The 22,678-nt window shown below is 71.4% G+C and carries 16 protein-coding genes and 1 pseudogene; 11 read left to right on the top strand and 6 right to left on the bottom strand.

Annotation, left to right across the window (positions count from 1 at the left end):
• Positions 1–15: 15 nt before the first annotated feature.
• On the top strand, positions 16–1,848 hold the full coding sequence (locus ACWDGI_RS31050; RefSeq protein ID WP_450764632.1) for a LamG-like jellyroll fold domain-containing protein: 1,833 nt from the start codon (positions 16–18) through the stop codon (positions 1,846–1,848).
• A 23-nt stretch (positions 1,849–1,871) separates the two neighbouring features.
• The gene (locus ACWDGI_RS31045; RefSeq protein WP_450764630.1) at positions 1,872–3,542 is read left to right on the top strand and encodes a histidinol-phosphatase; all 1,671 of its coding nucleotides are present in this window, start codon (positions 1,872–1,874) and stop codon (positions 3,540–3,542) included.
• A 20-nt stretch (positions 3,543–3,562) separates the two neighbouring features.
• On the opposite strand, the gene ACWDGI_RS31040 is transcribed toward ACWDGI_RS31045, so the two are convergent.
• From ACWDGI_RS31040 to ACWDGI_RS31025, 4 genes and pseudogenes are all read right to left on the bottom strand, one after another.
• Positions 3,563–4,018: a MaoC family dehydratase gene (locus ACWDGI_RS31040; RefSeq protein WP_450764629.1), complete on the bottom strand. Its 456-nt coding sequence runs from the start codon at positions 4,016–4,018 to the stop codon at positions 3,563–3,565.
• A 14-nt stretch (positions 4,019–4,032) separates the two neighbouring features.
• Complete coding sequence (locus tag ACWDGI_RS31035) at positions 4,033–5,541, bottom strand: acyl-CoA synthetase (RefSeq protein ID WP_450764627.1); 1,509 nt, start codon at positions 5,539–5,541, stop codon at positions 4,033–4,035.
• Positions 5,542–5,550: 9 nt separating this feature from the next.
• Complete coding sequence (locus ACWDGI_RS31030; RefSeq protein ID WP_450764625.1) at positions 5,551–6,426, bottom strand: amidohydrolase family protein; 876 nt, start codon at positions 6,424–6,426, stop codon at positions 5,551–5,553.
• Positions 6,426–6,635, bottom strand: a pseudogene (locus ACWDGI_RS31025) (3-oxoacyl-ACP reductase); the annotation flags it as partial. The gene ACWDGI_RS31030 and the pseudogene ACWDGI_RS31025, both read right to left, overlap by 1 nt.
• Positions 6,636–6,931: 296 nt before the next feature.
• On the opposite strand from ACWDGI_RS31025, the gene ACWDGI_RS31020 reads away from it, so the two are divergent.
• On the top strand, positions 6,932–7,351 hold the full coding sequence (locus tag ACWDGI_RS31020) for a MarR family winged helix-turn-helix transcriptional regulator (protein ID WP_450764844.1): 420 nt from the start codon (positions 6,932–6,934) through the stop codon (positions 7,349–7,351).
• Positions 7,348–8,118 carry an IclR family transcriptional regulator gene (locus ACWDGI_RS31015; RefSeq protein ID WP_450764623.1) on the top strand — a complete coding sequence of 257 codons (771 nt, stop codon included), beginning with the start codon at positions 7,348–7,350 and terminating at the stop codon, positions 8,116–8,118. Before ACWDGI_RS31020 ends, ACWDGI_RS31015 begins: the two co-directional genes overlap by 4 nt.
• A gap of 240 nt (positions 8,119–8,358) precedes the next feature.
• Here the strand turns inward: ACWDGI_RS31015 and ACWDGI_RS31010 are convergent, their stop codons facing one another.
• Entirely contained in the window at positions 8,359–11,025 is a 2,667-nt protein-coding gene (locus ACWDGI_RS31010) for an FAD/NAD(P)-binding protein (RefSeq protein WP_450764621.1), read from the bottom strand.
• Between the two features lie 298 nt (positions 11,026–11,323).
• Here ACWDGI_RS31010 and ACWDGI_RS31005 point away from each other — a divergent pair, with 298 nt between their 5' ends.
• Together ACWDGI_RS31005 and ACWDGI_RS31000 are read left to right on the top strand one after the other, a co-directional pair.
• Positions 11,324–12,571 (top strand): L,D-transpeptidase, encoded by a 1,248-nt coding sequence (locus tag ACWDGI_RS31005; protein WP_450764842.1) that lies wholly within the window; start codon positions 11,324–11,326, stop codon positions 12,569–12,571.
• 180 nt (positions 12,572–12,751) lie between these two features.
• The gene (locus ACWDGI_RS31000) at positions 12,752–14,167 is read left to right on the top strand and encodes a glycoside hydrolase family 16 protein (protein WP_450764619.1); all 1,416 of its coding nucleotides are present in this window, start codon (positions 12,752–12,754) and stop codon (positions 14,165–14,167) included.
• Positions 14,168–14,218: 51 nt separating this feature from the next.
• Here the strand turns inward: ACWDGI_RS31000 and ACWDGI_RS30995 are convergent, their stop codons facing one another.
• Positions 14,219–15,115: a helix-turn-helix domain-containing protein gene (locus tag ACWDGI_RS30995; RefSeq protein WP_450764617.1), complete on the bottom strand. Its 897-nt coding sequence runs from the start codon at positions 15,113–15,115 to the stop codon at positions 14,219–14,221.
• Between the two features lie 145 nt (positions 15,116–15,260).
• Between ACWDGI_RS30995 and tkt the strand changes: the two genes are divergently transcribed.
• The 5 genes from tkt (at position 15,261) to pgi (ending at position 22,677) form a co-directional block, all read left to right on the top strand.
• Complete coding sequence (tkt, locus tag ACWDGI_RS30990) at positions 15,261–17,339, top strand: transketolase (protein ID WP_450764615.1); 2,079 nt, start codon at positions 15,261–15,263, stop codon at positions 17,337–17,339.
• Positions 17,340–17,401: 62 nt separating this feature from the next.
• On the top strand, positions 17,402–18,544 hold the full coding sequence (gene tal, locus ACWDGI_RS30985) for a transaldolase (RefSeq protein ID WP_450764613.1): 1,143 nt from the start codon (positions 17,402–17,404) through the stop codon (positions 18,542–18,544).
• A complete protein-coding gene (zwf, locus tag ACWDGI_RS30980) occupies positions 18,544–20,112 on the top strand; it encodes a glucose-6-phosphate dehydrogenase (RefSeq protein ID WP_450764611.1) in 1,569 nt (522 codons plus the stop codon). The genes tal and zwf overlap by 1 nt, the downstream gene beginning before the upstream one ends.
• The gene (opcA, locus tag ACWDGI_RS30975; RefSeq protein WP_450764609.1) at positions 20,109–21,044 is read left to right on the top strand and encodes a glucose-6-phosphate dehydrogenase assembly protein OpcA; all 936 of its coding nucleotides are present in this window, start codon (positions 20,109–20,111) and stop codon (positions 21,042–21,044) included. Before zwf ends, opcA begins: the two co-directional genes overlap by 4 nt.
• Positions 21,037–22,677 carry a glucose-6-phosphate isomerase gene (gene pgi, locus ACWDGI_RS30970; protein ID WP_450764607.1) on the top strand — a complete coding sequence of 547 codons (1,641 nt, stop codon included), beginning with the start codon at positions 21,037–21,039 and terminating at the stop codon, positions 22,675–22,677. The genes opcA and pgi overlap by 8 nt, the downstream gene beginning before the upstream one ends.
• The last annotated feature ends 1 nt before the right edge of the window (position 22,678 follow it).

Below are 22,678 nucleotides of genomic sequence, written 5' to 3'. Positions count from 1 at the left end.
ATCCACGGAGCACACGTGTGTACGTCGCATGACCACGCCCAGGGCGAGGCCGCACAGGCCGGAGCCGGCAGACGCAACTTCCTCAGGGCCACCGCGCTGCTCGGCGCCGCCGCCACCGCCGGGGTCGCGCTGCCGGCCGTCGCCGAGGCGTCCGCCGGCTCCGGCCGGCGGCCCGACCCGGAGAGCCGTCGCTTCACCCTCGCGGTGATGCCCGACACCCAGTACCTCTTCGACGGGCCGAGCATCAACCCGGCGCCGATCGAGGCGTCCCTGCGGTATCTCCTGGAGCAGGGCGGTGCGGCCGACGAGAACATCGTCTTCCTGAGCCACCTGGGCGACCTCACCCAGAACGGGGCCGCGGAGGAGTTCGCGGCGATCAGCAAGGCCTTCGGGATCCTGGACCGGCGCGGGATCGGCTACAGCGTGCTGGCCGGCAACCACGACATCAGGTCGTCCACGGACGACCAGCGCGGGGACACGCCGTACCTGGACGCCTTCGGGCCGCAGCGCTTCAAGGACAGGCCGACGTTCGGCGGGGCCTCCTCGGACGGCTACAACACCTACCACCTGTTCCGGGCGGCCGGGCGCGAGTGGCTGGTGCTGGCGCTGGACTGGCGGCTGTCGGCGAAGGGGTACGCCTGGGCGAAGGACGTCATCGCCCGGCACCCGAAGGCGCCGGTCATCCTCACCACCCACGAACTGGTCGTGGACGACGACACGTTGTCGGACTACGGGCAGCAGCTGTGGGACCAGCTGATCGACGAGCACGACCAGATCTTCCTCACCCTGAACGGCCACTTCTGGCCGGCCCGCCGCGCCACCCGCGAGAACGCGGCCGGCAACGACGTGCACCTGCACCTGACGAACTACCAGAACCGCTACTTCGGCGGCGCGGCGATGATCCGCCTCTACCACTTCGACCTGGACCGGAACGTCATCGACGTGGAGACGGTCTCGCCGTGGATCCTCGGCCGGGCCAAGAAGGGCCTCAACGAGCTGGAGCGGCAGGAGATGGAGCTGAGCGGCGACGGCGACCGCTTCTCCGTCGGCATCGACTTCGAGGACCGCTTCGCCGGCTTCGCCCCGGTGCCGGTCCGTCCGGCGCGGCCCGCCTCGCAGTTGCTGGTCCGGGGCACGGCCGCCTACTGGCGGTTCGACTCGGCGGTCTCCGGTACGGTCCGTGACCTGTCCGGTCACGGCAACGACCTCACCGTGGTCTCGGTGGGCGGCGGCACCCTCGGCTGGTCGGCGGACCACCACCCGGACCAGCCGGGCCACGGCAGCCTGGAGTTCACCGGCTACAAGTCGCCGCTGCGGGGCGCGTATCTGCGGACGATCGACGGCGCCCCGCTCAACTCAGCGACGTTCGCGGACGGTTACACCATCGAGGCGTTCTACCGGCTGCCCGCCGACTGGGACGCCTCGCACAACGCCTGGTCGGGCCTGGTCAGCCGGACCGGCCGCAACGGCTCGGTCGGCACGGTCACCGACGACCCGGACGAGCCGCTCGCCACCCTGTCCCTCTCCGACGGGCCGGGTCCGCAGTGGGCGATGCACCCGCTCAACCAGCGGCAGCTGGTCACCAACTGGGGCGACGAGACCGCCCGTGAGACCTGGTGGCACCTCGCCGTCGTCAACGACGGACGGCACACCACGATGTACGTCCAGGGCTGCCCGGTGGCCCGCAACCCGCACGCCACCGCGACCGGCATCGCCTCGGCCGGGAAGCCCTGGCTGCTCGGCGGCTACGAGTACGCGGACCGGATCGACCAGATCCTGCACGGCCGCCTCGGCGACGTCCGGATCGTCTCCCGGGCACTGCCCGTCTCCTCCTTCATGACCCACTGACCCCCGTCACGAGGATCACCATCATGACCGAGCAGCAGCTGCCCAGCTGGGCCGATCCTGCCGTCTCCCCCGCCGACCTGGACGCCCAGGGCGTGTCCCGACGCGGACTCCTGCGCCGTGCGGGCCTGTTCGGTGCCGCGTTCGCCCTCGGCCCGGCGGCCACCCCCGCGTCGGCCGCCACCGGACGGGGCCTCGGCGGCGCCGACCCCCGCCTCGCCTATCTGGTCGGCGACCACCACGTCCACTCCGTGTACAGCCACGACGCGAAGTACACGTTCTCCCAGCAGGCCCAGGCCGCCGCCCGGTTCGGCCTGGACTGGATGGTGTTCAACGAGCACTCCAACTTCGGGCACGCCTACCACGGCGCGAAGCTGGAGCACGCGGAGATCCTCGAGGCCCGCCGGAAGAACCCGCGTCAGCTGATCTTCCAGGGCCTGGAGTGGTACATCCCGGCCGCCGAGCACGCCACCGTGTTCGCCGCGCCGGGCCGCCACGAGACCGACCTGCTCACGCGGTTCGAGCTGGCCTACGACGGCAAGCTGCTCGGCTACGACAAGGGCGGCGCGGCCGACGCGGACGCCGCGCGCAACGAGGCGCACGCCGTCAAGGCCATCAGGTGGCTGGCCGAGCAGCGCCGTACGGGCTATGTCGACGACGTCCTCGTCCTCGCCAACCACCCGCTGCGGCTGGGCATCGACTCGCCGGGCGAGATGCGCGACTGGCGGGACGCGGCCCCCGAGATCATGATCGGCATGGAGGGCGCGCCCGGCGCGCAGGGCGCCGCGATCCCCGGCCGGCGCGGTGCCACCTCGATCCGCGGCGAGTACGAGAACAAGCCCTCCGCGCAGTCCTGGGCGGGTTACCCGGCGGACGCGTACCTGACGTACGGCGGTTTCGACTGGGCTACGGCGACGGTGGGCGGCCTGTGGGACGCGATGCTGTCGGAGGGTCGTCTGTTCACCATCACCACCAACTCCGACAATCACCGCACGGTCTTCGACACCTGGAAGAACGGCGACTGGCCGCCGGGGCAGAACTTCGACAACACCGGCCGGCTGCCGGACCCGGTGAACACCGACACGCCGCAGCCCGGCAGCGACTTCTGGCCCGGCGAGTTCAGCCGCACCCACGTCGGCGTCACCCGGTACGGCTACCGTGCGGTGATGGCGGGGCTGCGGGCGGGCCGGGTCTGGCTGGACCACGGGCATCTGCTGGACGGCCTGGACGTCCGCCTGAAGCGGGACTGCGACCACGGCGACGGCGTCACCCTGGGCGGCCGGCTGCGGGTCCGCAGGGGCGAGCGGATCACCCTGAACGTGACGGTGACCACGGCGTCCCGGGTCAACGCCCGGGGAATCCTGCCGGGGTTGGCGCACGTGGACGTGATCCGGGGCGCGGTGCGCGGTCCGGTCGCCGACCGCGACACCTGGCAGGCACCCGACACCAGGGTCGTCCGGACGAAGGACGTGTCCGGCCGCACGGGCACGTACACCCTGCGCATCCCGCTCACCGCGGGCGACGAGTCCTTCTACGTCCGGCTGCGGGGCAGCGACGGCAACCGGAACGGCACCGGCTACCTGGGCGCGTCCGTCGACCCGCACGGCCCGATCACCCACGAGCCGGGCAACGGCGACCCGTGGGCGGACACGTGGTTCTATGCCAACCCCATCTTCGTGGACGTGGTGGGTTCCTGACGCTGCGCAGGCCCACCTGATCAGGCGCAGAACCGCGACAGACTCCGCAGCACGGCGGCCGGCTTGGTGCCGCCCTCGATCTCGATGGTCCCCTCCACGGTGATCTGCACCCCGCCCGGCACCTCCTCGGCCTCCACCAGCCGGGCGGCCAGCCGGATCCGGGAGCCGGCCTTCACCGGTGACGGGAAACGCACCTTGTTCAGGCCGTAGTTGACCTTCGTGGTGACGTCCCGGACGTCCAGCAGCTCGGTGAAGAGGGGGATGAACAACGACAACGTGAGGTAGCCGTGGGCGATCGGGGCGCCGAAGGGGCCCTCGGCGGCGCGCTCGGGGTCGACGTGGATCCACTGGTGGTCGCCGGTCGCGTCGGCGAAGGTGTCGATGCGGTCCTGGGTGACCTCGATCCACTCGCTTTCCCCCAGGTCGCTGCCAGCGAGCTTCTTCAGTTCCTCGAGGCCGTTGACGGTGATGTTCATGTCGCTTTCCTTGGCTATGAGTTGGCGGAGCCGTAGCGCTTGCGCACCCGGGACTTGAGGAGCTTTCCGGAGGCGGTGCGCGGGAGTTCGTCCGCGAGCACCACCGACTTCGGGAGCTTGTACTTGGCGAGCCGGCCGGACAGGGAGGCCAGCACCTCGTCGGGGTCGAGGGCGGCGCCCTCGCGGGGGACGACCACCGCACGCGGCACCTCGCCCCACTTGTCGTCCGGCACGCCGATCACCGCGCACTCCACGATGTCGGGGTGGGTGAGGAGCAGTTCCTCGATCTCGGCGGGGTAGATGTTCTCGCCACCGGAGATGATCACGTCCTTGAGGCGGTCGACGATGTAGACGTAACCGTCCTCGTCGACGCGGGCCGCGTCCCCGCTGCGGAACCAGCCGTCCGCGAAGGCGGCCGCCGTCTCCTCCGGCAGTCCCCAGTAGCCCGGCATCACATGCGGGCCGCGGACCATGACCTCGCCGGGTTCGTCGATGTCGGCCGGGGTCAGGTCGGGCCGTACCACCCGCACGTCGCTGAAGAAGTGCGGCACGCCCGCCGAGCCCGCCTTGCCGATCGCGTGCTCGGCGTCGAGGAAGAGGGTGCCGGGGGAGGCCTCGGTCATGCCGTAGCCCTGGAGGAAGGTCAGCCCGCGTTCCTGGTAGGCCGCGATCAGCGGGGTCGGGACCGGGGAGCCGCCGCAGGTGAGGATGCGCAGGGAGGAGAGATCGGTGGTCTGCCAGCGCGGGTGGCGGGCCACCTGGTCGAACATCGTCGGCACCCCGAACATGAAGGTGATCCGGTGTTCCTCGATCAGGCCGAGGGTCGCCTCCGGGTCGAAGGCCGCCACCAGGACACAGGTACCGCCCTTCAGGAGGACCGGCAGGGTGAGCATGTTGAGGCCCGCCGTGTGGAACAACGGGGCCGAGACCAGGGCGCGTTCGTCGGCGATCAGGTCGGTGTCGACCAGGACGTTGACCGCGTTCCAGGTCAGGTTGGCGTGCGTGAGCATGGCGCCCTTGGGGCGGCCGGTCGTCCCCGAGGTGTACATGATGACGCAGGTGTCGTCGGGGGTGACGGGTTCGTCGATCGGGTCGTCCACCGCCGACGCGAGCGACTCCTCGTACTCAGGGCCGACTTCGACGTACGTCCGGACGTCGGTGGTGCCGGGCAGGCCCGCGACGAGACCGGCGTGCGAGGGGCCGTACAGGAGGGCCTTGGCGCCGGAGTCGGCGAGCTGGTAGGCGATCTCCGGGCCGGCCAGCCGGGTGTTGAGCGGGACGAAGACCGCGCCGAGGGTACCGGCCGCGAAGAGGGTCTCCAGGTAGGCGGGGTGGTTGGGGCCGAGGTAGGCGACGCGGTCGCCGCGGCGGACGCCCCGGGCGCGCAGGGCGTGCGCGAGACGGGTGGTGCGCGTGTACAACGTGCCGTAGTCGGTGGTCTGTTCACCGTGTACCAGCGCCGTGCGGTGCGGGGTCTTGCGGGCCCGGCGTGCGGGCCACGACCCCAGTCCCTCGTTGCGCATCTCGGCCCCCTACGGCTTGGTCAGTCCGAGCAGACGGGCGGCGTTCTCCTTGAGGATCTTCGGCCGGACCTCGTCCTTGATCGCCAGCTTCGCGAAGTCGGCGAGCCACCGGTCGGGGGTGAGGACGGGGAAGTCGGAGCCGAACAGCACCTTGTCCTTGAGCAGCGTGTTGGCGTACTGGACCAGTTGCGGCGGGAAGTACTTCGGCGACCAGCCGGACAGGTCGATGTGCACGCCCGGCTTGTGGGTGGCGACCGCCAGGGCCTCGTCCTGCCAGGGGAAGGACGGATGCGCCAGGATGATCTTCAGGTGCGGGAAGTCGGCCGCCACGTCGTCCACGTGCAGCGGGTTGGAGTACTTCAGCCTGATCCCGCCGCCGCCCGGCACGCCGGCGCCGATGCCGGTCTGTCCGGTGTGGAAGAGGGCGATGGTGCCGGTCTCCTCGATCACCTCGTAGAGGCCGTACGCCACCGCCCGGTCGTCGGGGAAGAAGCCCTGGACGCTGGGGTGGAACTTGAAGCCCTTGACGCCGTACTCCTCGACCAGGCGCCGGGCCTGCCGGACTCCCGCCCTGCCCCGGAAGGGGTCGACGGAGGCGAAGGGGATCAGGACGTCCGCGTTGGCGGCGGCGGCCTCGGCGACCTCCTCGTTGGGGACGGGCGCGGTGCCGGTCGCGGACTCGGCGTCCACCGTGAAGATCACGGCGGCCATGTTCCGCTCACGGTAGTAGGCCGCGGTCTCCTCGATGGTCGGCTTCCGCTTGCCCTCGACCTTGAAGTAGGCGGAGGAGGCGTCGTGCAGGTCGTCGTCGAGGGAGGAGTGCCCCGTGGCGGAGACCTCGGCGTGGGTGTGGACGTCGATCGCCGTGAGTGCCCCGATGTCCATCACGCCTCCGGGAGCCCGGGCGCCGGGATGCCGACCGTCTGGAGCTCGGCACCGATCGTCGTGGGGAAGGCGTCGGCCAGGGTGTCGGGGGTCCAGCCGCCGTCGGCCCAGGCCGCCCGGATCTCCTGCGGGTGCGACCAGAGTGCCACCTTGTCGCCGCCGATGCCGATGGCCTGGTCGGTGACGGAACGGGCGGCCTGGCCGGTGAGATCGATGCTGGGCACGGGCGATGTCCCTTCGGGTACGACGGGTGCGGCTCGCGGGTACGACGGATGCGGCTTCTCGGACGAGACGGGCGGGGCTTCTCGGACGAGACGGGCGGGGCTTCGAGATCGAAGCTAAGAGCAATAATTGTTGTCGTCAATAGTTGTTGCCCATCCACGGGTGCGCCATGCTGGACCCCGCGCCACAGACCGCCCCCGCCGCCGGGGCCCGGACCAGGGAGACGGCCATCACCCGCCAGCACACCGAGAACCCGACCTCGATCGACGCGGACGAACCGTGGATGCGCGGGCTGCACGCGGACACGGGCTACCTGCTGTACCGCCTGGGCCTGCGCTCGGGGCAGCTCTTCAACACGTTCCTGCAGGAGTCGGGGGTACGGCTGCGCCACTACGCGGTGCTGCGTTTCCTCGCCACCTCGGAGGGGGCGCTCCAGCGGGAGCTGAGCACCCGGCTCGGCTACGACCCGAGCGCGATCGTCGGCCTGGTCGACGACCTGGAGCAGCTGGGCTTCGCCGAGCGGCGCCCCTCCCCCGACGACCGCCGCAGCCGGATCGTCGTCCTCACCGAGGCCGGCGGTGCCTTCCTGCGGGACACCGACGAGGCGGGCCGGCGGGTCACCGACGATCTGCTGGGCCCGCTCGACCCCGCCGAGCGCCGGGCGCTCCACGCTCTGCTGCTGCGCGTCGCCGACCGGCCATGACCGCCGCCGCCCGCTCCGCACCCGAGCGGCTGCTGTCGGTGCTGGCCGCGTTCGACCACGGGCATCCGGCGCTCAGCCTGAGCGGCATCAGCCGCCGGGCCGGGCTCTCCCTGACCACCGCGCACCGCCTGGTCGGCGCGCTCACCACGTGGGGCGCGCTGGAGCGGGACGCCGACGGTTTCTACCACGTGGGGCTGCGGCTCTGGGAGCTGGCCGCGCTGGCGCCCCGGGGGCTGGCGCTCCGCCAGGTCGCGCTGCCGTATCTGGAGGACCTGTACGAGGCGACCCATGAGAACGTGCAGTTGGCGGTGCGGGACGGATCCGAGGTCGTCTACATCGAGTGGCTGTCCGGGCGTTCGGCGGTGGGCGTGCACATCCGGGTGGGCGCCCGCTGGCCGCTGCACGCGACGGGGGTGGGCCTGGCCCTGCTCGCGCACGAGAGCCGCGCGTTCCAACTGGATTACTGCGCAGGCCAGCTGGACGCCTTCACCCCCTACACCATCACGGATCCGGGCCGGTTGCGGCGCTCGCTCGCCGAGGTGCGGCGCACCGGGGTCGCGGTGAGCAGCCGTCAGGTGACCGACGACGCGCTGTCGGTGGCGGCTCCGGTGCGCGGGGCGACGGGGCAGGTGGTCTCGGCCGTCTCCGTGGTGGTGCCCCAGGCCGACGCCCAGGTACCGGCGCTGGTCCCGGCGGTACGGCTGGCGGCCCGTGGCATCTCCCGGGCCCTGGGCTGGCAGCCGGAACGCCCGGAACAGGCCGGGTAGCGCCGCCCGTTCCCGGCCGGTCGCGGTGGATGCGGAGAAAGGCCGAGCGCGTGTCGGGAGATCAGGTCGGGGCGTGGACCTGCTGGGCACCGCCCCTGCCGCCCGGGATCGCCTCGCGGATGCCGCCCGCCGCCGGTGCTCGGGGAAGCAGTCGCAGGCCTGGGTGAAGCCGGCGGCTGGGGTGTCCGGGTGCGCGTCCCCGCCGGTGGTCCGGCGGGGACGCGGAACCGTGCCGTCGGCTCAGGCGGGCAGTGCCGCGCGCAACCGCCGGTCGCGGGGCGCCGGTGTGCGGTCGAGCCGGGCGTCCAGCAGACGCCGGGCGGCGTCGCAGCGGCCGCCCGCGACCAGCGCGTACAGCAACGTCTCCGCCACGACCTCCCGTTGGGCCGCGCTGCCGCCGACCCTGCGCAGCACCGGCAGCAGGGCGTCGAGCCCCCGGGCCGCCTCGTGGAAGCGCTCCTCGACGAGATCGGCGAAGGCCTCGCACAGGGGCGCGATCACCTCCCGCTGCACCGGGTCGGCGGCGGCCGCGTGGTCGCGCAGCCTGCGCAGCGCGGGCAGGTCGCCGGCGGCGGTGAGGGCGACGGCCACGTGCAGCGCGGTGAACGCGGTCGCGGGCCGCTCCAGCACCTCCCGGGCCACCGAGTCCAGGACGTCCGCCGCCGGCAGGTCCCCGTCCCAGCTGTCGCTGAGCCGGGCCCGCCAGAGCAGCGAACCGGAGTCCACCAGGGCCCGCACCCCGCGCACCCGGCCCGGCGCGAGCTGGGCGAACCAGCGGCGGCGGACCGCGGCCGGGTCGTCGAGGGCGAGTTCGTGCAGGGCGATGTGCCAGGAGAAGTGCGCCCGGTGCACCGCGCCCCGTCCGCGCCCGGACACCCAGCCGTCGAGCCAGTCCCGGCCCGCCTCGTGCGCCCCGGACTCGTAGTGGACGTGGGCCAGGGCGTGCACCGCGTGCCCGGAGGCGGGCTCGGCGGCCAGCGCGCGGTGGGCCAGCTCGCCCGCCTCGTGCAGCCGGCCCTGCTCCTGGCGCAGGAAGGCCAGCAGCGAGGTGTGGAACCAGTGCCCGTCGTAGGCCGGCGAGGTCAGGTCGAGCAGGCGCAGGGCGTCGTCGTCCTGGAGATCGCTCACCCCGGAGAACGCGATGGTGGGCACGGCGGCCGCGAGCGCCAGCGCGTCTCCCGGGTGCTCCCGCAGATGCCGTACGAGCGCCTGGTCCCCGTCGTCGCCGGTCACCCGGCGGGTGACCACGTCCACGAAGGACCGTTCGCGTTCGTCGGCGTGCTCGCGGGCCGAGCGCTGGGCGTCGGCGAGGGCGCGGGGCACGTCGACGGCGGCGGCGCACTCGTGGCCCAGCAGGGCGAGGGCCGCGTGGCCGAGGGCGAAGCCGGGGTCGAGGGCGACCGCGCGGGCGAGGGCGTCCTCGGCGCCGGAGCGCACCTTGAGGACCCGGTCGAGACCGCTGCGGTAGGCGGCGGCCGCCTCGGCGTGGGTGGAGAGCGGCAGACCGTGGCCGTCGAGGGGACGCCGGGAGGCCCGACCGCGCCCGGGCAGCGGCAGCAGCCGCTGGGCCAGCTCGGCGGCCTGGACGCGGATCTCGGGGATCGCCGTGGTCTCCCACAGCTCGCCGCGGCGCGGGGCGCCGAGCGTGAACAGGGGCCTCGCGGCGCGGCCTTGGGCATCGAGGAGCCGTCCGTCGCGGGTGGCCGCGCCCATGCCCAGCGGTCCGGGGACGGCGAGCCCGGCGGTGAACAGGGCCTGCCACAACGGCGCGTCCAGACGGCGGCCGGGTCCGGTGCAGTCCACCACCCAGCCGACGTGCACCACATGGCCGTTGGACAGCTCGACGGCGAGAGGGCCGGACTGGCCGGCCGTCACGCGGGCCACGGTGCCGGTGTGGACGTGCAGGCGGCGTGCGGTGCGGGCGCGGGAGACGTGTTCCGCGGTGACGGGGGCCATCCGGTGGCGGTGGGTGTTCCACAGGGCGCCCTCGCGGGCCAGGAACTCCTCGCGCTCCTCGGGGGTGAGGCTGCGCCACAGCCGTGCGGTGTGCGGGCGGAGGCTGTCCAGGCCCGGGCGCCAGTCGCCGTGGGTGCGTACCGAGCGGCTCACCTGGCGGTAGACCGCGCGGCGCAGCCGGCCCAGCGAGGTGTCGTCGAGGCCCTCCGGGGCGGGCATCGCGCCGGCCGGTCCGAGGGCGTGCGGCTGGGGCAGCAGCCCGCTGCGGGACAGAGCGTGCACGGCACGGCCGGGGCGGTCGAGGGTGAGGGCGAGGTCGACGGCGGTCAGACCGGTGCCGACCAGCAGGACGTCCTCGGGGCTGTCCAGTACGGGGTCCAGGGCACCCGGCGCCCACGGGGTGCCGACGAACCGGTCCGAGGCGCGCAGGGCGGGCGGGGCCCAGCCGCCGGTGGCCCCGGCGGGACCGGTGGCCAGCACGGCGCTGTCCGCGAGCACGGGTCCCCCGGCGGCGAGGTGGAGTACCACCCGGCCGTCGGGGGCGCCGGTACAGGACTCCGCGCGGGTGCGCAGCCGGCGGACCGCGACCGTGCCGTGGGCGCGCACGAGGGCCTGACCGAGGGTGTCCGCGAGGTAGGCGCCGTAGCGGTAGCGGGTGGCGAAGTCGGCCCCGGTGACGGTGGGTTCGCCGTGCCGGCACAGCCAGCGCAGGAAGTGCCCGGGGTCGTCCGGGTAGGCGCTCATGTTGCCGGCGGGCACGTTGAGGCGGTGCCGGGGGTCGCGAGTGGCGTAGGCGGTGCCCCGGCCCGCCTCCGGGGCCGGGTCGATCAGGACGAGGTCGAGCGGGGTCCGGCGGCGGTGCGCCGTCTCGCAGAGCTGGACGGCGGTGAGGGTGCCCGCCGCTCCTGCTCCCACGATGGCCACGCTCTGCCGCTTGCGGACGTCGGTCACGGAATACCTCCGGCGGGGATCGTCGTACTGCTTCTTCACTATTCCGATCGGATAGGTGGGGAAGCCCTTCCGGGAGGGGGATCTCACCGGAAACTCAGGCCGCCGGTCGGGCGTTCATACTCTGTTCACGAACGGAGGCGGGGACAACCGGGGTTCCGGTCGACTCGTCCGGCTCCGCGCGGCGACGCCCCGTGCTCCTCATCCGAATCTCAGGGATCACCCCCGCGATTCAAAGGAGTCACCCATACAACCGGCGCAGGATGCCCTGACACAGGTGGACAAGTCAGGAAGGCGTGTCGTGGGCGTCCAGCACATATCGAACGGGTCCGGCCGGCAGTCGCGGAGGTGGTCCCGGCGCGGACTCCTCGCCGCTCTCGGCGCGGTGCCCGCGGGGGCCGCGCTGGCCGGATGCGGTTCCTCGGCGGAATCCTCGGCCGCCACCGACGGCAAGGGCGCGACGGCCCCGGCCAAGTCCGCGACCAAGAAGGCCACGATCACGGTCACCCCCGTCTCCGGCGCCAGGAAGGCCGACTTCACCAGCCCGGTGGAGGTCACGGTGACCGACGGCACGCTGGCCTCCGTGACGGTCGTGGGCAACGACGGCTCGACGCTGTCGGGCACCTTCGACGCCGCGAAGACGACATGGACGTCGGCGAAGAACCCGTACTCCGGCACGAAGTACACGGTGACGGCGAAGGCGCGGGGCGCGAGCGACGAGACGGTGGCCACCTTCACCACGAAGTCCCCGGGTGAGACCTTCCTCGGCTACTTCACGCCGGAGGCGGACTCCACGTCCGGTGTCGGCATGCCGGTGTCGATCAACTTCACGCACGCGGTCGCGGACCGGGCGGCGGTCCAGAAGGCGATCACGGTGACGGCCGAGCCGCAGGTCGAGATCGTCGGGCACTGGTTCAGCGACACCCGCCTCGACTTCCGCCCGGAGACGTACTGGGCGGCCGGCACGAAGATCACCCTCGGTCTGCGGCTGAAGGACGTCGAGGGCACCGACGGTGTCTACGGCACCCAGTCGAAGGACGTCACCTTCCACATCGGCCGGGAGCAGATCTCCACGGCCGACCTGTCCACCAAGCAGATGGTGGTCGAGCGGGACGGCGCCACGTACGCCAGTTACCCGGTCTCCGGCGGCGACTCCGACCACACCACCTGGTCCGGGATCATGGTGATCAGCGAGCGGTTCAAGCAGACCCGGATGGAGTCCTCCACGGTCGGCCTCGGCGACGAGTACGACATCTCCGACGTCCCGCACGCCCAGCGCCTGACCACCTCCGGCACCTTCGTGCACGGCAACTATTGGGCGTCCACCTCGGTGTTCGGCAGCCAGAACACCAGCCACGGCTGTGTCGGCCTGCACGACGCCAAGGGCGCGAGCGACTCCTCGGTGGCCGGCTACAAGTTCTACGAGAGCTCGATGCTCGGTGACGTGGTGATCGTGAGGAACTCCGGTGAGAAGACCGTCGAGGCCTCCAACGGCCTCAACGGCTGGAACCTGTCCTGGTCGGACTGGAAGGCAGGCAGCGCGGTCTGACCCGCAGCCGCCTTCACCGCCTGAACTCCCATGGGAATCAAGGAGATTCTTTGTTTTAACTCTTGACGACCGCAGGCACGGAGAGCACATTGGGCCCACTTTGAGAGCGCTCTCAGCAACGTCTCCCGGCGCTCTCGGAGGCATCCCGCGCACCCCCACTCCGTACCCGAGAGGCACCCCATGAGTGAAACCTCCGGTATACCCCCCGCGGTTCACAGACGGCGGCGCTCCCTCCGCCGTGCCCTCGTCGCCGTACTCGCCACGATCGGTCTGGCGGCCGCGGCCGCCACCACCGCCACCCTGCCCGCCAGCGCCTCCGCGCCCGGTGCGCCGTCCGGCTGGAGCCAGGTCTTCCTCGACGACTTCAACGGCACCGCCGGCACCGGCGTCAACACCTCCAACTGGCAGTACGACACCGGGATCTCGTACCCCGGAGGCGCGTCCAACTGGGGCACCGGCGAGGTCGAGACGATGACCTCGTCCACCAACAACGTCGCGCTCGACGGCAACGGCAACCTGACGATCACCCCGCGCCGCGACGCGTCGGGCAACTGGACGTCGGGCCGTATCGAGACCACCCGCACCGACTTCCAGCCCCCGGCCGGCGGCAAACTGCGCGTCGAGGCGCGGTTGCAGATGCCCAATGTCACCGGCACGGCGGCGCAAGGGTACTGGCCCGCGTTCTGGATGCTCGGGTCGCCGTTCCGCGGCAACTACCAGAACTGGCCGTCCGTCGGCGAGCTGGACATCATGGAGAACGTGCAAGGCCTGAACACCACGTGGGCCACCATGCACTGCGGCACGAACCCGGGCGGCCCGTGCAACGAGACCACCGGTCTCGGCAACTCCACCTCCTGCCCCAACACCACCTGCCAGTCCGGTTTCCACACCTACACGATGGAGTGGGACCGCTCGGTGAGTCCCGAGGCGATCCGCTTCTACGTCGACGGCGTCAACTACCAGACGGTGACGGCCAACCAGGTCGATGCCACGACCTGGTCCAACGCCACCAACCACGGCTTCTTCGTCATCCTGAACGTGGCGATGGGCGGCGGCTTCCCCGGCGCGTTCGGCGGTGGCCCCTACAGCACCACCGAGCCGGGCCACCCGATGGTCGTCGACTACGTGCAGGTGCTCCAGTCCAGCGGCAGCGGTGGCGGCACCACGCCCCCGCCGTCCGGCAACCGTGACGCCTACAGCGCCATCCAGGCGGAGTCGCACGACAGCCAGTCCGGCGTGACCGCCGAGACGACGACCGACACGGGCGGCGGCCAGGACATCGGTTACGTCGCCAACGGCGACTGGGCGCTGTACAAGGGCGTCAACTTCGGCTCTTCGGCGGCCACTCAGTTCAAGGCGCGAGTCGCGAGCGGTGCGGCGAGCGGTGTCAGCGGGCTGGTGGAGGTCCGCCTCGACAGCCGCAGCAACGCGCCCATCGGCAGCTTCGCCGTGGGCAACACCGGCGGCTGGCAGACCTGGACGACGGTCCCGGCCAACATCAGCGCGGTGACCGGCACCCACGACGTCTACCTGACCTTCAGCAGCGGCCAGCCGGCGGACTTCGTGAACGTGAACTGGTTCGACTTCGGTCACTGACGCGGGGGTCGGGCACGCGGCGCCGGGGTTGCCTCCGGCGCCGTCGCCGTGTCAGCGCAGTTCCGCGCGGAACGCCACCGGCGTCTGCCCCGTGTGCAGGTGGAAGAACTTGGAGAAGTTCGCCGCGTCCGGGAAGCCGATCGCCGCGCCCACCCGGCCGATCGGAAGGTCCGTGTGGGCCAGCAGGCGTTTGGCCTCCAGGACGACCCGCTTGTCGATGAAGCCCTTCGGGGTCTCCCCGGTGGCGGCGCGGACCGCGCGGACCAGGGTGCGGCGGGAGTAACCGAGGGCGTCGGCGTAGGCGCTGACACTGTGGTTGGTGGCGAAGTCCTCCTCCACCGCGTCCCTGAAAAGGGTGAAAGTCGTATCGGCCTGGCGGCGGGCCGCCTCCGCCGAGCTGGCCGCGAGATGCGCGAGCCGCAGCAGGAGCGCCGTGAGCGAGTGCCGCAGGACCGAGGTGTGCAGACTCAGCGGGAGGGTCTCGTTGTCCTCGTACTCGCGTTGCAGGTGGGCGAGCGACGCCCGCAACGCGGTGAGCTGCGGTGCGTCGGGGCGGAGCAGGGGCGGCAGGTCGTACCGGTAGAGGCCGGTCGCCTCCACGATCGCCCTCGGCAGGAAACCGGGCTGCATGGTCAGGACACTTCCGCGGTACTCGCAGGTCCGCGAGAAGCGGTGCACCTGTCCGGGCCGGATCCACAGCAGGTCACCGGCTTGTGCCTGGTACTCGGCGAAGTCGATCATGTGACGGACCGGGCCCTCGGTGAAGAGCATGACCACGTGGAAGTCGATGCGGTGGACGCGCTCCAGGGGGGCGTCGGCGTGCCACATGCGCTCGGTCCCCATCGGGCCGACCTGTATGCCGACACCGCCGACGCTCAGATCCACCGGGAAGGGGAAGGTTCTGATTCCGTCACCGTCGCCTGCCCCTTCGGGCGTTCTGTCCGCCATGTCCTTCTCGTGCCGTCCCTGTCGAAGATCCGTGTCCCACTTTCACCACAGGCTGACACACTCCGACCTTCCTTCCCAAAAGTCAGACTTTTAGTTTTGAACGCGTCAGGCCAGCCAGAACGCTTCTAACGAGGACTTCTTGAAGATGAGCACGCAGACATCGGACGGCTTCGAGTGGACCGACCTGGACCGGCGTGCCGTGGACACCGCGCGCCTGCTCGCGGCCGACGCCGTGCAGCAGGTCGGCAACGGGCACCCCGGCACGGCGATGAGCCTGGCCCCGGCCGCGTACACGATCTTTCAGAAGGTGATGCGGCACGACCCGGCCGACCCGGAGTGGACCGGCCGGGACCGTTTCGTGCTCTCCCCCGGGCACACCTCGCTGACCCTCTACACCCAGCTGTTCCTCGCCGGGTACGAGCTGGATCTCGACGACCTCAAGGCCTTCCGGACGCACGGCTCGAAGACGCCGGGTCACCCGGAGTACGGCCACACGGCCGGTGTCGAGACCACCACGGGACCGCTCGGCCAGGGCGTCGCCAACGCGGTCGGCATGGCGATGGCCGCCCGCTACGAGCGCGGCCTCTTCGACCCTCAGGCCCCCGAGGGCACCTCTCCCTTCGACCACACGGTCTGGGCGATCGTCTCCGACGGGGACCTGGAGGAGGGCGTCTCCGCCGAGGCCTCCTCGATGGCCGGCCACCAGAGGCTCGGCAACCTGGTCTTCCTCTACGACGACAACCACATCTCCATCGAGGGCGACACCGCGACCGCGTTCTCGGAGGACGTGCTGGGCCGGTACGAGGCCTACGGCTGGCACACCCAGCGCATCGAGCCCACCGCCGAGGGTGACGTCGATGTTCACGCCCTGTACGCGGCCCTGAAGGCGGCCCGGGCGGAGACCGGGCGGCCGTCGATCATCGCGATGCGCACGATCATCGCCTGGCCCGCGCCGAACGCGCGGAACACCGAGGCCTCCCACGGCTCCGCGCTCGGCGCGGACGAGGTCGCCGCCACCAAGCGCGTCCTCGGCTTCGACCCGGAGCGGAGCTTCGAGGTCGCCGGCGAGGTGCTGGACCACACCCGCCGGGCGCTCGACCGGGGCGCCGAGGAGCACGCCGCCTGGGACAAGCGGATCGCCGAGTGGCGCACCGCCCGGCCGGAGCAGGCGCTCCTCTTCGACCGGGTCGTCGCCGGCCAGCTCCCCGAGGGCTGGGAGACCGAGATCCCCGTCTTCGAGGAGGGCGAGTCCGTCGCCACCCGGGCCGCCTCCGGCAAGGTCCTCCAGGCGCTCGGCGCGGTACTGCCCGAGCTGTGGGGCGGCTCCGCCGACCTCGCGGGCTCCAACAACACCACCATCGACAAGACGTCCTCCTTCCTGCCGAAGGGCAACCCGCTGCCCGAGGCCGACCCGTACGGCCGTACCGTCCACTTCGGGATCCGCGAGTTCTCGATGGCGGCCGAGATGAACGGCATCGCGCTGCACGGCAACACCCGGATCTACGGCGGCACCTTCCTGGTGTTCTCCGACTACATGCGCAACGCCGTCCGCATGGCCGCGCTCATGCAGCTCCCGGTGACCTACGTCTGGACCCATGACTCCATCGGCCTCGGCGAGGACGGACCCACCCACCAGCCGGTCGAGCACCTCGCCTCGCTGCGCGCCATCCCCGGCCTGAACGTCGTCCGCCCGGCCGACGCCAACGAGACCGCGACGGCCTGGGCCGAGATCCTGAAGAGGCACGCCACGCACCCCGCCCCGCACGGGCTCGCGCTGACCCGCCAGGGCGTGCCGACGTACGCGCCGAACCCGGACGCGGCCAAGGGCGGCTACGTGCTGCGCGAGTCGTCCACCGAGACCCCGGAGGTGATCGTCGTCGCCACCGGTTCCGAGGTGCACCTGGCCGTCGAGGCGCGGGACCTCCTGGAGGCCGAGGGGATCGGCACCCGGGTGGTGTCGATGCCGTCCGTGGAGTGGTTCGAGGAGCAGCCCCGCGAGTACCGCGAGAGCGTCCTGCCGCCGGCCGTGAAGGCGCGGGTCGCCGTCGAGGCCGGGATCGGCCTGACCTGGTACCGGTTCGTCGGCGACGCCGGACGGATCGTCTCCCTGGAGCACTTCGGTGCCTCCGCCGACGCGGGGACCCTGTTCGCCGAGTTCGGCTTCACCGCCGAGCACGTGGCCGCCGCGGCCCGCGAGTCGCGCGCCGCCGCCCGTACCGCCTGATCCGCCCGACTGAAGCACCGACAGCAGTACCAGAAGAGCCAGAAGAGTTCCGGTAGAGGAAGATGATCACTGTGACCGAAGCAACCGCCACCGCGGGAGCACTGAAGAACCTGTCCGACGAGGGCGTCTCGATCTGGCTGGACGACCTGTCGCGCAAGCGGATCAGCACCGGCAACCTGGCCGAGCTCGTCGCCACGAGGAACGTCGTCGGCGTCACCACCAACCCCTCGATCTTCCAGGCCGCCATCGGCTCGGGCGAGGGGTACGAGGAGCAGCTGGCCGACCTCGCCGTGCGGGGCGTCACGGTCGACGAGGCCGTCCGCATGATGACCACGCAGGACGTGCGTGCCGCCGCGGACGTGCTGCGCCCCGTGTACGACGCGACGGACGGCCGGGACGGCCGGGTCTCCATCGAGGTCGACCCCCGGCTGGCCCACGACACCACGGCCACGGTCGCCGAGGCCAAGCAGCTCGCCTGGCTGGTCGACCGCCCCAACGTCATGATCAAGATCCCGGCGACGAAGGCCGGCCTCCCGGCGATCACCGAGGTCATCGGCCTCGGCATCAGCGTCAACGTCACGCTGATCTTCTCGCTGGACCGCTACCGCGAGGTCATGGCCGCGTACTCGGCCGGCCTGGAGCGGGCCGCCGCCAAGGGCCTGGACCTCTCCACGATCCACTCGGTGGCCTCCTTCTTCGTCTCCCGCGTCGACGCCGAGATCGACAAGCGGCTGACCGTCCTCGGCACCGACGAGGCACTCGCCCTCAAGGGCCGGGCCGCGCTGGCCAACGCGCGGCTCGCCTACGAGGCCTACGAGCAGGCCTTCGCCGGTGACCGCTGGGCCGCCCTGGAGTCCGCCGGCGCGAACCGGCAGCGCCCGCTGTGGGCCTCCACCGGCGTGAAGGACCCGTCGTACAAGGACACCCTCTACGTCGACGAGCTGGTCGCGCCCGGCACGGTCAACACCATGCCGGAGGCGACGCTGAACGCCACCGCCGACCACGGCGACGTCCGCGGTGACACGGTGACCGGCGGCTACGACCGGGCCCGCGCCGACCTGGCGGCCGTCGAGCGGCTCGGCGTCTCCTACGACGAGGTCGTGGGCAAGCTGGAGGACGAGGGTGTCGCCAAGTTCGAGGTGGCCTGGCAGGAGCTGCTGGACGCCGTCACGAAGTCCTTGAACAGCAAGGGAGTTGACGCGTAATGAGCGAGACCGCCAAGGAGGTGCGGGTGCCCGTGGCGCCCGCCGCCGACTGGGACAACCCGTTGCGGGACGCCCGCGACCGGCGGCTGCCGATGGTCGCCGGGCCGTCCGGCCTGGTCATCTTCGGGGTGACCGGTGACCTGTCCCGCAAGAAGCTGATGCCGGCCGTCTACGACCTGGCCAACCGTGGTCTGCTGCCGCCGGGCTTCTCGCTCGTCGGCTTCGCCCGCCGGGACTGGGAGGACCAGGACTTCGCCCAGGTCGTCCACGACGCGGTGCGCGAGCACGCCCGGACCCCGTTCCGCGAGGAGGTCTGGCAGCAGCTCGCCGAGGGCATGCGCTTCATCCCCGGCGACTTCGACGACGACACGGCCTTCAAGCAGCTGAAGGCCGCCGTCGACGAGCTGGACGGCTCCCGGGGCACCGGCGGCAACTTCGCCTTCTACCTCTCCGTGCCGCCGAAGTTCTTCCCGAAGGTCGTGCAGCAGCTGAAGAAGGTCGGCCTGGCCACCCCGCCGGCCGGGTCCTGGCGGCGCGCGGTCATCGAGAAGCCGTTCGGCCACGACCTGGCGTCGGCGCAGGACCTCAACCGGGTCGTGCACGACGTGTTCGACCCGGAGCAGGTGTTCCGGATCGACCACTACCTGGGCAAGGAGACCGTCCAGAACATCCTGGCGCTGCGCTTCGCCAACCAGATGTACGAGCCGATCTGGAACCGCAGTTACGTCGACCACGTGCAGATCACCATGGCCGAGGACATCGGCATCGGCGGCCGGGCGGGGTACTACGACGGCATCGGGTCGGCCCGTGACGTCATCCAGAACCACCTGCTCCAGCTGATGGCGCTGACCGCCATGGAGGAGCCGATCGCGTTCGACGCGGACGCGCTGCTCACCGAGAAGCTGAAGGTCCTGAAGTCGGTGCGGCTGCCGGAGGATCTGGGCAAGCACACCGTGCGCGGTCAGTACGCCGAGGGCTGGCAGGGCGGCGAGAAGGTGATCGGCTACCTCCAGGAGGACGGTATCGACCGCAGGTCGAAGACCGACACCTACGCCGCGGTCAAGGTCGAGATCGACAACCGCCGCTGGGCGGGCGTCCCCTTCTACCTGCGCACCGGCAAGCGGCTCGGCCGCCGCGTCACCGAGATCGCCGTGGTCTTCCAGCGGGCCCCGCACTCCCCCTTCGACTCGACGGCCACCGAGGAACTCGGCGCGAACGCGATCGTCATCCGCGTCCAGCCCGACGAGGGCATGACCGTCCGGTTCGGCTCCAAGGTGCCGGGCACCTCGATGGAGATCCGGGACGTGACGATGGACTTCGCCTACGGCGAGTCGTTCACGGAGTCCAGCCCCGAGGCGTACGAGCGGCTCATCCTGGATGTGCTGCTCGGTGACGCCAATTTGTTCCCCCGTCACCAGGAAGTGGAAGAGTCCTGGAAGATCCTCGACCCGATCGAGACGTACTGGGCGAAGCATGGCAAGCCCGCGCAGTACGAGTCGGGCAGCTGGGGACCGAAGGAAGCCGACGAGATGCTCGCACGAGACGGACGGAGCTGGCGCAGGCCATGAAGATCGACCTGACCGACACCACGGCAAGCAAGATCAACAAGGCGCTGGTGCAGGGTCGCCGCGCCATCGGAACCCCTGCGGTGGGCATGGTCCTGACGATGGTGATCGTCACGGACGAGGAGAACGCCTACGACTCGATCAAGGCGGCCGAGGAGGCCTCGCACGAGCACCCCTCGCGCACCCTGGTCGTCATCAAGCGGCATGTGCGCACCCTGCGCGACCGCACCGCCTCCCGCCTGGACGCGGAGGTCCGGGTCGGCTCCGAGGCCGGCACCGGCGAGACGGTCGTGCTGCGGACGTACGGCGACGTCTCCGACCACGCCGACTCGGTGGTGCTGCCACTGCTGCTGCCGGACGCCCCGGTCGTCGTGTGGTGGCCGGTGGAAGCCCCGGACACCCCGTCCAAGGACCCGCTCGGCGCCCTCGCCCAGCGCCGGATCACCGACCTGTACGCCGTCGAGCGGCCGATGGAGGTCCTGGAGGCCCGCGGCCGCAACTACGCGCCGGGCGACACCGACCTGGCCTGGACCCGGCTCACCCTGTGGCGGTCCATGCTGGCCGCCGCCCTCGACCAGGCCCGGGCCGCCGTGACCTCGGCGGCCGTCGAGGCCGAGGCGGACAACCCCAGCGCCGAACTCCTCGCCCGCTGGCTGGAGGCCCGCCTGGGCGTCAAGGTGGACCGCGTGGTCTCCCCCGGCCCGGTCGTCACCAAGGTACGGCTGGGCACCGCGACCGGCGAGATCGTCATCGACCGCCCCGAGGGTCCGCTGGCCACCCTGACCCTGCCGGGCCAGCCGCCGCGCACCCTCGCGCTGAAGGTCCGCGCCACCTCGGAACTGATCGCCGAGGAGCTGCGCCGCCTCGACGCCGACGAGATGTACGCCATCGCTCTCCGAGGCGAGGGCACCAAGGAGACCGCTTCCGATGTCTGACACCCCCCGGCTCACCCGGCGGCCCGAGTGGGCCGCCCTGGAGGACCACCGCGCCCAGGGACAGCCGGTCCTGCGTGAGCTGTTCGCGACGGACCCGGCTCGCGCCGAGCGGTACGTCGTACGGGTCGGCGACCTGTACATCGACTACAGCAAGCACCTGATCACGGACGAGACCCTCGCCCTGCTCCAGGAACTGGCCACCGCCACCGACGTGTTCGGGCTGCGGGACGCGATGTTCCGCGGCGAGAGGATCAACGTCACCGAGCGGCGGGCGGTCCTGCACACCGCTCTGCGTGCCCCGCGGGACGCGGTGGTCGAGGTGGACGGCGAGAACGTGGTGCCGGCCGTGCACGCGGTCCTGGACAAGATGGGCGACTTCGCCGGGCGGGTCCGCTCCGGCGAGTGGACCGGCCACACCGGCAAGCGCATCAGGAACGTCGTCAACATCGGCATCGGCGGCTCCGACCTGGGCCCGGCGATGGCCTACGAGGCCCTGCGGGCCTTCACGGCACGGGAGCTGACGGTCCGTTTCGTGTCCAACGTGGACGGCGCCGACCTGCACGAGGCGACCCGCGACCTGGACCCGGCGGAGACGCTGTTCATCGTCGCCTCGAAGACGTTCACGACGATCGAGACGATCACCAACGCGACCTCGGCGCGCAAGTGGCTGCTCGACGGTCTCGACGGTGACGAGAAGGCGGTGGCGAAGCACTTCGTCGCCCTCTCCACGAACGGCGAGAAGGTCACGGACTTCGGTATCGACCCGGACAACATGTTCGAGTTCTGGGACTGGGTCGGCGGCCGCTACTCCTACGACTCCGCCATCGGCCTCTCGCTGATGATCGCGATCGGCCCGGACCGCTTCCGCGAGATGCTCGACGGCTTCCACCTGGTCGACGAGCACTTCCGCACCGCCCCCGCGGAGGCCAACGCGCCCCTGCTGCTCGGCCTGCTGGGCGTCTGGTACGGCAACTTCTTCGACGCCCAGTCGCACGCGGTGCTGCCGTACTCGCACTATCTCTCCAAGTTCACCGCCTACCTGCAGCAGCTGGACATGGAGTCCAACGGCAAGTCGGTGGACCGGGACGGCCGTCCGGTGGACTGGCAGACGGGTCCCGTGGTGTGGGGCACGCCCGGCACCAACGGGCAGCACGCCTACTACCAGTTGATCCACCAGGGCACGAAGCTGATCCCGGCGGACTTCATCGGCTTCGCCGAGCCGGTCGCCGAGCTGAGCGGTGAACTCAAGGCGCAGCACGACCTGTTGATGGCGAACTTCTTCGCCCAGACGCAGGCGCTGGCCTTCGGCAAGACGGCCGAGGAGGTCCGCGCGGAGGGCGTCGCGGAGGAGCAGGTCGCGCACCGCACCTTCCAGGGCAACCACCCGACCACGACGGTCCTGGCCCGTGAGCTGACCCCGTCCGTGCTCGGCCAGCTGATCGCGCTGTACGAGCACAAGGTGTTCGTCCAGGGCGCCGTCTGGGACATCGACTCCTTCGACCAGTGGGGCGTGGAGCTCGGCAAGGTCCTCGCCAAGCGCATCGAGGCCGCCCTGACCGAAGGCGCCGACGTGCCCGGCCTCGACCCGTCCACCACCGCTCTGGTCTCCACGTACCGCACGCTTAGGAAGTGAA

It is taken from the genome of Streptomyces sp. NPDC001220 (genome assembly GCF_053597895.1).
This window is presented reverse-complemented; position numbering and strand designations above follow the sequence as displayed.